The following is a 15,054-nucleotide window of genomic DNA, read 5'->3' on the forward strand; positions in this document are numbered from 1 at the left end:
AGGGCTGTGCGGTAAATTTAAAGCCACCGTTCAATTCCGACATTCCCCAATAAGCCTTGTTTCCTTCCAGCTTATATAAAGTCGGTGCTTGTGAAGGTGCCCATCCCTGATGATTTCCTGGCATCCATAAATAGGGTGCGTCCGTTGTCTTTTCAACTTTGTAAGTGCCTTCCATCATGTTGATGGAGATTTTAACTGATTTATAATCGCCGCCGGATATTTTTATTGGATTTGCCGTTTCTGATAAAACGAGATTGCCTTCTGAAGCATCATTATCAGCATCAGTTGTACCAAGTGATTTGCCAGAGTTGGATTTAATCAGGAAATAGGAATCTTTTGCACCAGTGTTATCTGTAATCAGAGCGGGAACTGTTGCTGTAAAGATAGAATTGGCATAAGGATCGCCACTTGTATTAACAAATGCTATATTTTGTTCCCAAGTCAGAGAGCCATTGATATAATAAGCACTTTCAATCACCGGTGCTTCCGGAGTAACTTTCAGCTCATAGCTTTCAGCCAGTGCTGCATATACAGTCTTTCCGACAGCTACATATGCCGTTAATACTGCATTCATGGTACGTTCCACCGGACGGATACCGTATATCTGTGCCACTGCATTTTGTAAATCTTCCGTTGCTACGTGTCCTTTGTCGTCTACAGCTAAAGTCACTTTATTATCCAACTTCATTTTATAGGATAAAGTGGCTTCTTCTTCAACGGCAGGAGCTGTAAATACGGCAACCGCTACGGATTCTTCCTCAACATTTCCCAGGTTAATCGGGTCTACACCTATAGCCGTAAAAGTTATTTTGCCGGCAGCTTCTTCTTGTCCGTAAGACTGTGGGGAAGCTACCCCTTCATTAAAATCTTCGTTGCAGGCTGTTAGTGCGGCAGCCAGTAACACGGTTATATATATTGATAATTTTTTCATATCTATCTGCATTTAAGATTAATCTATTTTGCTTTGAAGTAATAGCACTCGTCCAGTTCGTTGAACAGTACGGTATAATCACCCGGTTTGCAACTGATGGTAGTGTCATCAACAAATGAGCCGAACGGGAATACCTCTCCACCCCAGGTCTTGTCGCCGGAAGTGAACTTGGCTTTACAGCTTGATGCGATTGTTATGTTGGCATACCATACATGTGAGTGCTCCATTGTTACCTTGGTCATGTCTACAGATTCCGAACCATAAGTCAATGTGACGGCATCATACTCTACCGGCTGAGTTTCAAAAGTAGTTGCTTTCATAGTCAGTTTATTCTCAATCGTATTCAAATGAAGCGTGTACCAACCTGCCGCATTCACTTTAATATTTTGAGAATTCTTATCATTCACCAGATTGGTGAAACCTTCGCTATCGGCATTTCCCCATTGGTCATCCCATGCGCCGGGAACAGCTACCACCTTAAATCCTTTATCTGCCGGAATATATCCTGTATAGGTAAATTCTCCCTTACCTGTATTGGCGTCATATGCATATCCTTTTATCAGTGACATCGGGAAATAAGCGGTGCCTGCTTCCATTTTCGGATTTCCCCAAGGAACTTCGCCGATGAAATCGCCCAGTAAATAATAAGTGACAGGAACGGCATCAGATATATCCATATAATAAGGTATAACTTTCAATTCTATCGAATTGGAATGTATAGGATAACCTTTATCTCCGATATGGGCGTACAAACGTACAAATACACTCATCGGTTCACCGTCATAATCATTCTCCGATGTCCAACCGGCGAGTTTTACGATAGCTTTATTCAACTCTTGGGTGTTGGCATCCACTTTGGCTGATGTAGATATGGAAGGTAGTGTCAGATAAGAGGCATCTGCTGTTTCCGTTTCATCAGTCCATTTGTCTGTTAAATCCGCTTGTACGGTGTAAGTCACTACGGCAGGATAGCCGTAGTCCGGTTGCGTACAAGTCAACTCGATATTCTTGGATTGATTCAGGTCATAGACGTTGGACGTTGCATTGGCAGGAGTGTTCAATACAAAAGTAGTAGGTTCCTGTATGGTAGGATTTGAGTCCCTGTCATCCTCGCAGGCAGTCAGCAAGGCTGTCGCTACTAGTATGGACGTCAGTATATTTATTTTTTTCATATTACTCTGTTTATTTAAAAGTATAACTTCGGTCTGGTTTAATATTCCGGGTTTTGCTTCAGATTCGTATTGGCATTGATATCATTGGCAGGAATAGGATAAATGTTGCGGAACTCTTTTATCTCAGTACCTTGTTTTTCTCCACCTTTCCAATCCCAGTTATAGTCGGATTTTCCACCGAAATCGCCGAAGCGAACCAAATCAATACGGCGGCGACCTTCAAACCAGAACTCACGCGCCCATTCGTCACGAATATCCTTCAATGTATATGAAGCAGATTCGGCGGCGTTCGCACGCTTACGGATTTCATGCATAGCGTCTATGGTCTCCTGAGTAGAAACACCATTGTTGGCACGGATGCTGGCTTCTGCTACAATCAGATAAGCTTCTGCCATACGAAGAAGAGGTATATCCATATCGGGATTGTCCGTATCACTTGTCAGTCCGTTGTCTGCACGGATGTTCGAGAATTTGGCACATGCGAATCCGTCCGTAAAGCTCATATTGTCTCCTGTCGACGTACTTCTCTGTACTCCGCACATCAAGGCACGGTCATCTTTTGCTGCCACTACCATCTGGTCTTCCAATACGGAAGGAGCATCATTTACGTTCGGGAAGAATTTGGCTACCATTGCCTGGCGACAATGCGGGCCGCCCCATCCTTGCTTGCTTCCCCAAGGATTCATGCCTGTGTCACTTTTGTGCGTACCTGCAATCAAGAACAGCGAACCACCCCAACTCTTGGTTCTCACACCATCCTGCAAAATCGGAAGTATCACTTCCTGTCTTGCCTTGTTGACATTGCTGCCATCATTATCGGCCATGAACAGGTGTTTGTAGACGGGAGCCAACTTATAGCCAGAACCAATCACCTTTTGGGCATATTCCTTGGCTTTTCCCCATTGAGGCGTGCCGGTATAGACTTCTGCGTTAAGATACATGCGTGCCAGCAATAACCAGGCGGCAGCACGGTCTACACGGCCGTAAGTCGTTTGAAGCGGCTGTGCCAGTGTGGCGGTGGCGTCGTCGCCGATTTCTTTCAACTCTTCTTCGATTTTTGCGAAGAGATCCGCACGTTGTATTTGCTGAGGCTTCTCTGTCGATACTTTATCGCAATACGGAGGATTGCCGAACATATCCATCAGGTAGTAGTTGTTCAGAGCACGGATAAAACGTACTTCTGCACGCTGGCGTGTAGTTTCGTCATCTGTCAGTCCTTCCGTTTGTTCCAGGAAGTAGTTGCACAAAGTGATGTCGAACGTCAGACGGTAATAGAGCCCTGTCACAATTTCATTGGAAGAACTCCAACTGCAATCGGCAATAGTAGCGACACCGGCATCGTTCCATGAATTGACAATCGCTTCATCTGTCATCAACTGGTTGGCACACCAAGTCATGCGGTAGAAAGAGGAAGTACCTTCGTCGATGTCGTCCAAGTCACCACTTCCGTCGGGGCCTTTCTGCCCTGTAAGTCCGAGGGTTCCGTATATCTTGTTAAAAACGCTCGCCTGGTCGAATGTCATCACGATGTTCGGGTCGATAGGAGTGGCGTCCAGGTCACCGATACATGAAGTCACGCTAACTGCCAGCAATAGTGAGGCAGCCGATAGGATTGATTTTATATATCTGAATTTCATAATTGGTATTTTTAGTAGGTTTAGAAATTAAGGCTTAAACCGATTAACGTAGTCAGAGGACGCGGATAAATATTGTTATCCAATCCCTTTTCCACTTCAGGGTCAAGTCCTTTGTATTTGGTGATAGTGAATACGTTTTGTACGGCTGCATATACGCGTCCGCCAATCGGAGCGCCGAACAACTTTTTAAACGAGTATCCCAAAGTGATGTTGTCACATTTCATGAAGGAAGCATTCTGCACGAAGTAATCGGACAACAAGGTGTTGTCTTTCAAGTTTTGGATATTATTTGCCACTCCCATCAACGGACGGTTGTTGAGTGCACCGAATGAATAGACAGAGGTCGGGTTGCAGTCGGAACCACCTGCTTCGACAGAGTTATACACATAGTTGTTCAGGCTGGCGCGCAGTGAGAAACTGAAATCCCATGACTTGTAAGAAAGACGTGAAGTAAGTCCCATAAGTACGTCGGCTGTCGGCTTTTTGTAGAAATAGCGGTCGTCACCATTGATCGTTCCGTCTCCGTTGCGGTCTACAAATTCGTTCTCGATAGGCTTTCCATTCTCGTCATACACTTGCTGGTAAACATAGAAGGAAGAAGCCGGATGTCCTACGGCGTGCGCCATTGCTTTCATATCACGTCCGCCACCGATATTGTCTCCGGCAGCAACATAATAATTTTCGCTATCTCCGGTAGTTAATTTGGTGATTTCGTTTTTGTTGTAAGTGATATTGAAGCCAAGGTCCCATGTCCAGTCGGTAGTTACAACAGGTTTTGCATTAATGGAGAATTCGATACCTGAATTTTCTAATGAACCGACGTTGGACAATACCTTGTTTTTGAAGTTCGTTCCGGCAGAAACGAATACGCTGTTCAGCAAATCGGTGGTCTTGCGATAGTAATAATCCACAGCACCGTTGATGCGGTTGTTCAGGAATCCGAAGTCCAGACCTACATTATAAGTGGTCGTCTTTTCCCATTTCAAGTCCGGGTTGTATGCATTCGGGCGGTAAGTAGCTCCTTCTCCCAGGATAGGATAGTAAGCACCGTCTTTGTTTGTCTCATAAACAGCCAGATACGGATAGTCTCCCGAATTGATATTCTGCTGACCGGTAATACCATAGCCAAGACGAAGTTTTAAATCAGAAAGTACATCAACGTCTTTCAGGAAAGCTTCTTCTTTCAACTTCCATCCCAAGGCAAAAGACGGGAACAATCCCCAACGGTTGTTTTTGTGGAAACGGGAAGAACCATCCTGGCGTACGGTTGCCGTAAACAGGTAACGGTCCAGCAGTGTGTAATTGACACGACCGAAGAAAGATACAAGATAACTTTCCGTAGCCGAACCACTTGAGGTATTGTTGTAACGCTGACCTCTGTTCTCTACCACGTTGTTCGACAGCGGATAGAGTCCCCAATATTCTTGGTCGGACGTATCATGGAAGTGCTGCCATTCATAGCCTGCCATTACATCGAAACGATGCTTATCAGTAAAATCTTTGCTGTATTGCAGGTAAGCATTCAAAGAGAGGTTGTACTTGTCTTTCTGTTCCCAGCCATAGCTGCCATAATAGTTGTTGGTCGAAGAATAGGGAGAGACGTCCGTATATTGCTTACCCGTAGAGAGGTCCATGCCACCGTTCACGTGTGCGTGCAAGTCCGGCAAGAAATGAAACTTATAATCCAGTTCCAGATTACCGATTAAAGATTTGGAGATGGCACGGTCGTCCTTTTCTTCCAACAAGGCAACCGGATTACCCGGAGCATTGCCGTTGAAAGTACGTTTCCATGTGTCGTCATTCAAAGAAGAAGCATCCGTATTCCATTGGAAATATCCGTCGAAATAATATTGATGGTAAGGATCGTCGGAGCGAACGGACTGTGTAGGGTCAAAGCTGACCGCAGAACCTACCGCACCACCGTCAACGTAGCGGTTCTTGGCAATCATACCTTTCAGGTTGGCATTCACCTTCAGATGATCCTGAAAGAAAGAAGGGGCCAGGCTGACAGAAGCCGTATAACGTTCGAACTTGGATGTTTTCACAATACCGTTCTGGTTGGTATAACCGAACGATACACGGTAAGGCATATTCTTTAATCCACCGGAAATGGTGAGGTTATGGTCTGTACTTACGGCTGGGCGGAATATTTCTTTCTGCCAGTCGGTGTTGGCATTTCCTAATTTGCTATAAGCTTCGCTGTCTTCTCCCCAGATGTCTTTGATGAAAGAACGGAACTGGTCTCCGTCCATTACGTCGACGGTAGATTTCACAGTGCTGACAGATACATTGCCGTCATAAGAAATTGTAGGACGTGCGCCTGCCTGACCTTTCTTCGTTGTGATGATGATAACGCCATTGGAAGCACGCGAACCGTAGATGGCGGTAGCCGAAGCATCTTTCAATACGGTAAAGCTTTCAATATCATTCGGATTGACCATAGACAGAGGATTGGCCAAACCTTTCACCCCCTTATTATCCATTGCCAGACCGTCGATTACAATCAGCGGGTCGTTTTCCGCAGTCAGTGAGGAACCGCCACGAATACGAATCGTTGCGCCCTCGCCCGGAGCTCCGCCTTTGCTGACAACGCTTACACCGGCAATCTTTCCGGTCATCATGTCCTGTGCATTGGTAATCAAACCTTTGTTTAGTTTGTCCGGCTTGATGGCCGTAACCGAACCGGTCATATCGTTCTTTTTCACCGAGCCGTAGCCGATAACGACTACTGCGTCCAGTACTTGAGAATCATCTTCCAATGTAACCATTACAGTAGAAGCCGCTTTCACTTCTGCTGATTTATAGCCGACGAATGAAACGGAAAGAATTGCATCTTTCGGTACATTCAACATAAAGTTACCATCGAAATCAGTTATTGTTCCATGGGTTGTACCTTTCACCAGTACGTTAGCACCGATGACAGGCTCACCCGTTGTGTCTTTCACATGCCCCTTGACAGCTATTTGCTGAGCAAATGCTCCAATGGAAAGGAAGAGTCCCACCAATAATGTGAGCAGGGCTTTTAGTCTTAAGCTCTTTTTCATGTCTCTAATTTAAAGTTATTTTATCAAAATCAAATATATCTCTCTAAAAAATACCTACTGAAAACTATATTCTCTTCAATCTTATTCCCTAAAATTTCTTTAGTCCTTTTACTTCCGCTTTATCCTTTACTTCCTTGATACTGATGGCATAACCGCCACCGTTGGCAGCGCGCAAGTTCAGTTTGCTTTTGTTTGTCAGGATACCTTTTTTGATGGTATAAGCTTGCGGATTTTCTTTCCAGTCGGCATCTTTAGCATCCGCATAAACAGTGGCAATGTATTGTTTTCCCGGTGTGAGGAAGTCGAATACCAGTTTGGAAGTATGACCGTTCTCACCGGCTGTACAACCTACATACCAGTCGCCTGTACCTTTTGCTTTACGGGCGATAGTGATATATTCTCCCGGTTCTGCTTCCAGATAGTTTGTTTCGTCCCAGTCGATTGCCACGTCTTTGATAAATTGGAAAGCATCCATGAAACGTTCGTAGTTTTCAGGAATATCGGCTGCCATTTGCAGCGGGCTGTACATGGTCACGTACAAGGCTAACTGGCGGGCGATGGTAGAACGTACCTGTGAATTGTTTGCAGGATTCATCTTGTTGCAATGAGTTTCGAAGATACCCGGAGTGTAATCCATCGGGCCACCGATCAGACGGGTGAAAGGAAGTATAGTCGTGTGATATACTTTATTTCCACCGAATGATTCGTATTCGGTTCCGCGTGCGGATTCGTTACCGATTAAGTTAGGATACGTGCGGCAGATACCTGTCGGGCGGGTTGCTTCGTGAGCATTTACCATGATTTTGTAGTCGGCTGCTTTCGTCACTGCATACAGATAGTGGTTGTTCATCCATTGTCCGTAGTGGTGTTCGCCGCGAGGAATGATATTGCCTACATAACCGCTCTTTACAGAATTGTAACCGTTGTCTACCATAAACTGGTAAGCCTTGTCCATGTGGCGTTCGTAGTTGCGGACAGATGCGGAAGTTTCGTGGTGCATCATCATTTTGATACCTTTGCTCGCTGCATAGCGATGTACTTCTTTTACATCGAAATCCGGATACGGAGTGACGAAGTCGAATACATAATCTTTGCTGTTGCCGAACCAGTCTTCCCAGCCTTCGTTCCAGCCTTCTACCAATACGGCATCGAATCCGTTGGCTGCTGCGAAGTCAATATAACGTTTTACATTGGCAGTGTTGGCAGAATGTTTGCCGTTAGGCTTTGTTTTAGAGTAATCCGTTTCGCCCAGTTTTACGCTGGTCAGTTCGTCGGTATAAGCCCATGAGCCTTTTCCGGTAATCATATCCCACCATACGCCGATATATTTCACCGGTTTCACCCATGAAGCGGCATCTGCGATTTTGCAAGGCTCGTTCAGGTTCAGAGTGATGCGGGATGCAAGAATGTTGCGGGCATCGTCGCTGACGATAACAGTACGCCACGGAGTATTGCAGGGAGTTTGCAGATAACCTTTGTCTCCTTTAGCGTCCGGAGTCAGCCAGGATTCGAATACCATATTCTTGTCGTCCAGGTTCAGATGCATGCAAGAGTAATCGATAAGAGCGGCTTCGTGAAGATTGATATATAAACCGTCATCCGTTTTCATCATTAACGCAGTCTGTACGCCTGTCTGTGAGAAAGGAGTCTGGGAAGAGTTCGGAGTAATGGCTTCTTTCATCAAACCTCTGATTTCGGACAGGCGGGAGATGGTATAGTCGTATTCCTGAGTATCATAGTCGCCCGGTATCCAGTAAGCGGTGTGGTCGCCTGCCATTGCAAACTGGGAATGTTCTTCTTTGATGACGAAGTAGTTTAGGGATTTCTGTTGCGGGAATTCGTAGCGGAATCCTAAACCGGCATTGAACAAACGGAAACGGATAAGGATAGAACGGTCGTTCATGGGTTGATACAGCGTAGCTGCCAGCTCGTTATAATGATTGCGGATTTCTTTTTCTTCTCCCCATACCGGTTGCCAGGTTTCGTCGAATGTGGAAGTCTTTACGTCTTTCACTTCAAAACCGCTATAAAGATTAGTCTTTGAATCAAGTTTGGTCAAGTCCCTGCGGTCTACCCAGTCGAAATCGGTACGGGTATTATCTTCTTTCTTTAATTCCAGTCCCAAGGTACTGGGTTTGATTACCGTTTTGCCTTTATAAATCAAGTCGTACGTTGGAGCGCCTTCCTTGTTAAGCTGGAAGGTCATTACCAGATTTCCATCCGGTGAAGTCAGTTTCTGTTGTGCGTTCGCTATAAACGAGATACAGAGAAATGCGATGAGCAAAAGATTCTTTTTCATTTTATTTTATGGTATTAAATTGTGAGCTAACTGATAATTTTATTCCTTTTGTTTCGGATATTGCAAATGTAGCGACCGTCTGAACTGAGTCTGTCAATTAGAATAAAAATACAAGTTAGTATAAACTTTATTGTTTTGATTTATAGCTAAATAGCTGCGTGCGTGCTTCGGATAAATATAAGTCGCAGTGAACTTCTTTAGAAAGATAAAAGATATATTCCGCGGCTTGGAAGTGTTAAATCCTTTCCTAATTCTACTTTTTTATCCTCTAATACATTGTATGCGGAAGTTTCAGGCAGTATTTCCCGGTAAGTATTCAAGTTGATTGTCTGTTCCCGGTCTGTTCCATTCAGGAAAACAACAACCGATTTGTCACCTTGTTTTCTTTCATACGCATAGATGCCTCTACTCGGTGCGAAGTGTTTCAGTTTTCCCTTGGCTATGACTTCATTTCCTTTTCTCCATTGGAGCAGTTTTTGCAGATAAGAGAATGCTTCATTTTGTAGCGGGGTACGGTTTGCCGCATCGAAGTAATTATAAGCATCATCTTGCCAGCCGCCCGGAAAGTCACAGCGCAGTACTCCGTCACCGTTGGCTTTATCGGCTGCCATCAGGATTTCGGTTCCATAATATATCTGCGGAATCCCACGTGTTGTCAATAGGAATACTAACGCTTGTTTGTATCGGTTCAGGTTTTTAGTATCCGCTTCCGAACGATAGAAACGGGAAGTGTCGTGATTATCCAGGAAAGTCAGCAGATTCATCGGGTCGGCAAAGACGATGTCTTGCGACAGGTATTCGTAAAGCCGGCACAGACCGCCGTTCCAGTCGGTTGTTTCTTCATCGAAAGCTTTGTTCATATGTTCCATCAAAGGGAAGTCCATGACAGTGGGCAGATAAGTGTTTTTAGGATAGGTCAGTTTGCTGTCTTTTTGCCAATAGGAGATAAGTACATTGCTGCCTAACCAGGTTTCGCCTACAATATTGAATTTGGGATACTCTTCGTTCACAGCCTTGCACCAATGAGCCATCATGTCAAAGTCTGCATAAGGGTGCGTATCCTGGCGGATTCCGTTAATACCGGCATACTCTATCCACCAGATACTACTCTGAATCAGATAAGTAGCTACATGGCGGTTCCGTTGGTTGAAATCCGGCATAACCTGGCTGAACCAACCGTCAACGGCTATTTTCTTTTCGTAATCGGAAGCATACGGATCCAGTTGGGTGGCAGTCTTAAAACTTGTCTGCACATAATTACCTTTGAAGTTGAACCAATCCTTGGAAGGCATATCCTTATATAGATAGTTTTCACTTCCACAGTGGTTGAAAATCATATCCATCACTACTTTCATTCCTTTGGCATGTGCCTGGTCTACAAGATTCCGGAATTCTTCATTATTCCCGAAGCGGCGGTCTGACTGATAATAATCAGTGATAGCATAGCCGTGGTAAGAACCTTCCTTCATGTCATTCTCTTGAATCGGGTTCAGCCATATGCTCGTCACGCCTAAGTCCGCAATATAGTCCAGATGCTTTTCTATCCCTTTAAAGTCACCGCCATGGCGGGCGAAGGAGTCGTTACGGTCTACCCTGGCTTCCAACATTCCGGAAATTATGTCATTGGAAGAATCACCGTTTGCGAAACGATCCGGCATAATGAGATAAAGCACATCGCTGGAGTTGAACCCTTCTATCTGAGAAGAACCCGGCTTTCTTTCTTTGAGTTCGTAAGGAATTACGGTCTGCTTCTTTCCTTGTTTCAGAGTAATGTTGAATGTCTGCGGGGCTGCTTCCGAGATATTCAGATAGACAATCAGATAGTTTGGGTTTTCTTGCCTGACAACCTCTTGCAAGGTGATGTCTTCGGAAGAGATACTGACTTCTGCAGACGCTATATGTTCTCCATATAGCAAAACCTGCAATTCCGGATTTTTCATGCCTGCCCACCAAAAAGCAGGAGCTACTTTTTTTATGACAGTTGCGGCATATACCGGGTTGCAACCAAATAGCAGTACAAGTAAGATTACAAATAGAAAATTCTTTTTCATGGTAACATAGATTTTAAATGTTTGCTCGGCGAACCGATGCTGCAAATGTAGGGGGATAGGGGGCAGCATTTCGGGACTAGAATATAAATATAAATACTTGTAATGCTTATTCTGTTGAAAATGAATGTGTTGGTTATAGGGATACTATGCGAAAATACAAATAGGAATTAAAATAATTTTGACTGTATATTTCATAATCATTACTATATTCATTATATTTGTGACATCTTTAAAAAGTAACCTATGAGAAATGTAGCCTATATCTTAGCTTTTCTTTTAGTTTGTCCAACTTCACTGTTTGCAACACAGACGGATGATAATGCGGCAGTCCTTAAAAGACTGGATGATATTATAAATAAGAAAGAAACTTTTCAGGTTCAGAAAGAGAAGACTATTGATGCGCTGAAAGTGCAGCTCGCTCATTCGGTTGCTCCTGCTGACAAATATCACTTGTATGGTTCTTTATTCGATGCCTATCTTCATTATCAGGCAGATTCTGCACTCCATTATATAAATAGGAGGCAGCAGATTCTCCCCCAACTGGACCGCCCGGAGCTGGCAAATGAGATAATTATTGATCGTGCGACCGCATTGGGAGTGATGGGAATGTATATTGAAGCCATGGAAGAACTGAAGAAAATAAATCCGGTGAAGCTGGACAAACAAACATTACTATCTTATTATCAGACCTATCGTGCTTGCTATGGTTGGCTTGCGGACTATACCACCAATCAGGAAGAAAAGAAGAAATATCTGGAAAAGACAGATTTATACCGGGACTCTATCATTGGTATAATGCCTCCCGAAATAAACCGTACGATTGTATTGGCAGAAAAATGCATAGTCACAGGCAAAGCTGATACGGCTTTGGTGATGCTTAGTGATGCACTGAAAGATGCAGTTGACGAACGTCAGAAAGTCTATATCTACTATACGTTGTCCGAAGCGTACGGCATGAAGAGCGATACGGAAAAGGAAGTTTATTATCTGATATTGACGGCTATTGCCGATTTGGAATCTTCGGTCAGGGAGTATGCCTCGTTGCAGAAACTGGCACACCTGATGTATGAATTGGGCGATATAGACCGCGCTTACAAATATTTGAGCTGTTCGATGGAGGATGCAGTAGCCTGTAATGCTCGTTTGCGGTTTATCGAAGTGACGGAATTCTTTCCTATTATAGACAAAGCTTATAAACTGAAGGAAGAAAAAGAACGTGCGGTTTCTCAGGCAATGCTTATCAGTGTCAGTATGCTGTCTTTCTTTCTTCTCATTGCCGTTTTCTATTTGTATCGTTGGATGAAGAAACTGTCTGCCATGCGGCGTGATTTGAGTTTGGCGAACAAACAAATGCAGGTCGTGAACAAAGAGCTGGAACAAACGGGGAAAATTAAAGAAGTATATATTGCCCGCTATCTGGACAGATGCGTCAACTATCTGGATAAACTGGAAACTTATCGCCGTTCATTGGCTAAATTGGCTATGGCATCCCGCATCGAAGACCTGTTCAAAGCCATAAAGTCCGAGCAGTTCATCCGTGACGAACGGAATGAATTTTATAATGAGTTCGACAAGTCCTTCCTGAAACTTTTCCCGAATTTCATTACTGCTTTTAATGATTTGCTGGTAGAAGAGGGACGTATATATCCGAAATCCGACGAACTTCTGACCACGGAACTCCGGATTTTCGCATTGATTCGTCTGGGAGTGGTGGACAGTAACAAGATTGCTCATTTCTTAGGATATTCCCTGGCTACCATATATAATTATCGTAGCCGGATGCGTAATAAGGCGGTCGGCGATAAAGACCGGTTTGAGCAGGATGTGATGAATCTATAATATAGTAGTTCTGATAGTTATAATATGATTGGTTTTGTAATATAAATGATAAATATTCGCTGTATTCGAAATAAATATCCGCTATAACTGCTTGAATGCCCTCTGTATTTCTCCATTTTTTTCTATCTTTGTAGACGACTAATCTAATAATAAATTTACTAAGAAATGAAAAAGTTAATCTACACGCTGTTCTTTGTCCTTATCTCCGTGGTAGCAAACGGGCAGGCAAAGTACGTATTTTATTTCATCGGCGATGGAATGGGAGTGAATCAGGTAAATGGTACGGAGATGTATCAGGCTGAACTTCAAAACGGACGCATTGGCGTCGAACCTTTGTTATTCACGCAATTTCCGGTAGCCACCATGGCAACCACTTTCTCTGCAACAAATTCTGTGACCGATTCTGCTGCTGCGGGTACTGCACTGGCAACGGGACAGAAAACGTATAATCATGCAATTTCTGTAGGAGAAGATAAGAACGCGATTCAGACAGTAGCCGAAAAAGCTAAGAAAGCCGGCAAAAAAGTAGGTGTCACTACCTCAGTCAGTGTAGACCATGCTACTCCTGCTGCATTCTATGCACACCAACCGGATCGTAATATGTATTACGAAATTGCCCTTGATTTGCCGAAAGCAAATTTTGACTTCTATGCAGGCGGCGGTTTCTTGAAGCCGAATACTTCTTTTGACAAGAAGGAAGCTCCGAGTGTTTTCCCTGTTTTTGAAGAAGCAGGATACACAGTGGCACGTGGTTACAATGACTATAAAGCCAAAGCCGGTAAAGCAGACAAAATGATTCTTATCCAGAAAGAAGGTGCCAATCCGTCCTGTCTGCCTTATGCTATTGACCGTAAAGAGGGGGATTTGACATTAGCGCAGATTACTGAAAGTGCTATTGACTTCCTTACTAAGGGTAATAATAAAGGTTTCTTCCTGATGGTAGAAGGGGGAAAAATAGACTGGGCTTGTCATTCTAACGACGCTGCTACTGTGTTCAATGAAGTGAAAGATATGGATGATGCTATTAAAGTAGCTTACGAATTTTACAAGAAGCATCCGAAAGAAACTCTGATTGTAGTCACTGCAGACCATGAAACGGGTGGTATCGTACTTGGTACAGGAAAGTATGCGCTGAACCTGAAAGCACTGCAATATCAGAAACACTCTGCCGACGGACTTTCGCAGCGTATCAGCGAATTGAGAAAATCAAAGAGCAATAAAGTAACTTGGGAAGATATGAAAACATTCCTCGGCGAAGAAATGGGTTTCTGGAAACAATTCCCTATCTCTTGGGAGCAGGAAAAGAAGTTGCGTGATGAGTTTGAAAAATCATTCGTGAAAAATAAGGTGGTATTTGCCGAAAGTATGTACTCAAAGAGCGAGCCGATGGCTGCGCGTGCTAAAGAGGTGATGGATGAAATATCTATGGTCGGCTGGGTAAGTGGCGGACACTCTGCAGGTTTTGTTCCTGTATTCGCTATCGGAGTCGGTTCACATCTGTTCGGTGAAAAGATAGACAATACTGAAATACCGAGAAGAATTGCCAAGGCGGCGGGATATAAATGAGAAAAGTGATTAACGGGTTAGTGATTAACGATTAACAGGCTGAGCGCTATTATTCATGCTCCTCCCTAATCGTTAATCACTAATCCGTTAATCGCTAAATTATGCTTTCACACGTCCTACATAAGAACCGTCGCGAGTATCGATTTCGATTGTTTCACCTTCGCTGATGAACAAGGGAACACGAACTGTTGCGCCTGATTCTACAGTAGCAGGTTTCAATGTGTTGGTAGCTGTATCACCTTTCATTCCCGGTTCTGTATAAGTAACTTTCATCTGGACTTTGATCGGCATATCTGCGTAAAGAACAGTTTCGGTAGAAGCATCTGAAACTACATCCAATACTGCGCCTTCGAGCAGGAAGTCAACACCGTTGATTAAGTCGTGAGCGATAGGGTGCTGGTCGAAAGTTTCCTGATTCATGAAGATATAATCTTCTCCTTCTTTATATAAGAACTGGTAAGGACGACGTTCTACACGTACATCTTCCAACTTTTCACCGATGTTGAAACGGCGTT

The 15,054-nt window shown here is 43.9% G+C and carries 9 protein-coding genes; 2 read left to right on the top strand and 7 right to left on the bottom strand.

The genetic code is table 11. The features are described from left to right. The 6 genes from RDN93_RS19785 to RDN93_RS19810 form a co-directional block, all read right to left on the bottom strand. The coding region (locus tag RDN93_RS19785; protein WP_308747082.1) for a DUF5115 domain-containing protein at nucleotides 1-931 on the bottom strand (931 nt) is incomplete at its 3' end. 23 nt (nucleotides 932-954) lie between these two features. Then, entirely contained in the window at nucleotides 955-2,103 is a 1,149-nt protein-coding gene (locus tag RDN93_RS19790) for a SusE domain-containing protein (RefSeq protein WP_308747083.1), read from the bottom strand. 38 nt (nucleotides 2,104-2,141) lie between these two features. Further along, complete coding sequence (locus RDN93_RS19795; RefSeq protein WP_308747084.1) at nucleotides 2,142-3,740, bottom strand: RagB/SusD family nutrient uptake outer membrane protein; 1,599 nt, start codon at nucleotides 3,738-3,740, stop codon at nucleotides 2,142-2,144. 20 nt (nucleotides 3,741-3,760) lie between these two features. After that, nucleotides 3,761-6,784 (bottom strand): TonB-dependent receptor, encoded by a 3,024-nt coding sequence (locus RDN93_RS19800; protein WP_308747085.1) that lies wholly within the window; start codon nucleotides 6,782-6,784, stop codon nucleotides 3,761-3,763. Between the two features lie 88 nt (nucleotides 6,785-6,872). Then, entirely contained in the window at nucleotides 6,873-9,083 is a 2,211-nt protein-coding gene (locus RDN93_RS19805) for a glycoside hydrolase family 97 protein (protein ID WP_308747086.1), read from the bottom strand. Between the two features lie 197 nt (nucleotides 9,084-9,280). Continuing rightward, a complete protein-coding gene (locus RDN93_RS19810; RefSeq protein WP_308747087.1) occupies nucleotides 9,281-11,134 on the bottom strand; it encodes a glycoside hydrolase family 13 protein in 1,854 nt (617 codons plus the stop codon). Nucleotides 11,135-11,377: 243 nt separating this feature from the next. On the opposite strand from RDN93_RS19810, the gene RDN93_RS19815 reads away from it, so the two are divergent. Next, a complete protein-coding gene (locus RDN93_RS19815) occupies nucleotides 11,378-12,973 on the top strand; it encodes a DUF6377 domain-containing protein (protein ID WP_308747088.1) in 1,596 nt (531 codons plus the stop codon). Nucleotides 12,974-13,138: 165 nt separating this feature from the next. After that, nucleotides 13,139-14,539 (top strand): alkaline phosphatase, encoded by a 1,401-nt coding sequence (locus tag RDN93_RS19820; protein ID WP_308747089.1) that lies wholly within the window; start codon nucleotides 13,139-13,141, stop codon nucleotides 14,537-14,539. A gap of 99 nt (nucleotides 14,540-14,638) precedes the next feature. On the opposite strand, the gene RDN93_RS19825 is transcribed toward RDN93_RS19820, so the two are convergent. Then, on the bottom strand, nucleotides 14,639-15,054 hold a 416-nt coding region (locus RDN93_RS19825; RefSeq protein WP_308747090.1), incomplete at its 5' end, for an elongation factor P.

The sequence above is a fragment of the uncultured Bacteroides sp. genome (genome assembly GCF_902491285.1).
Classification (GTDB): Bacteria; Bacteroidota; Bacteroidia; order Bacteroidales; family Bacteroidaceae; genus Bacteroides.

Excerpts from the sequence above, each read along its gene's own strand:
- RDN93_RS19790 (WP_308747083.1), bottom strand. The coding sequence starts at position 2,103 with ATGAAAAAAATAAATATACTGACGTCCATACTAGTAGCGACAGCCTTG.
- RDN93_RS19795 (WP_308747084.1), bottom strand. The coding sequence starts at position 3,740 with ATGAAATTCAGATATATAAAATCAATCCTATCGGCTGCCTCACTATTG.
- RDN93_RS19800 (WP_308747085.1), bottom strand. The coding sequence starts at position 6,784 with ATGAAAAAGAGCTTAAGACTAAAAGCCCTGCTCACATTATTGGTGGGA.
- RDN93_RS19805 (WP_308747086.1), bottom strand. The coding sequence starts at position 9,083 with ATGAAAAAGAATCTTTTGCTCATCGCATTTCTCTGTATCTCGTTTATA.
- RDN93_RS19810 (WP_308747087.1), bottom strand. The coding sequence starts at position 11,134 with ATGAAAAAGAATTTTCTATTTGTAATCTTACTTGTACTGCTATTTGGT.
- RDN93_RS19815 (WP_308747088.1), top strand. The coding sequence starts at position 11,378 with ATGAGAAATGTAGCCTATATCTTAGCTTTTCTTTTAGTTTGTCCAACT.
- RDN93_RS19820 (WP_308747089.1), top strand. The coding sequence starts at position 13,139 with ATGAAAAAGTTAATCTACACGCTGTTCTTTGTCCTTATCTCCGTGGTA.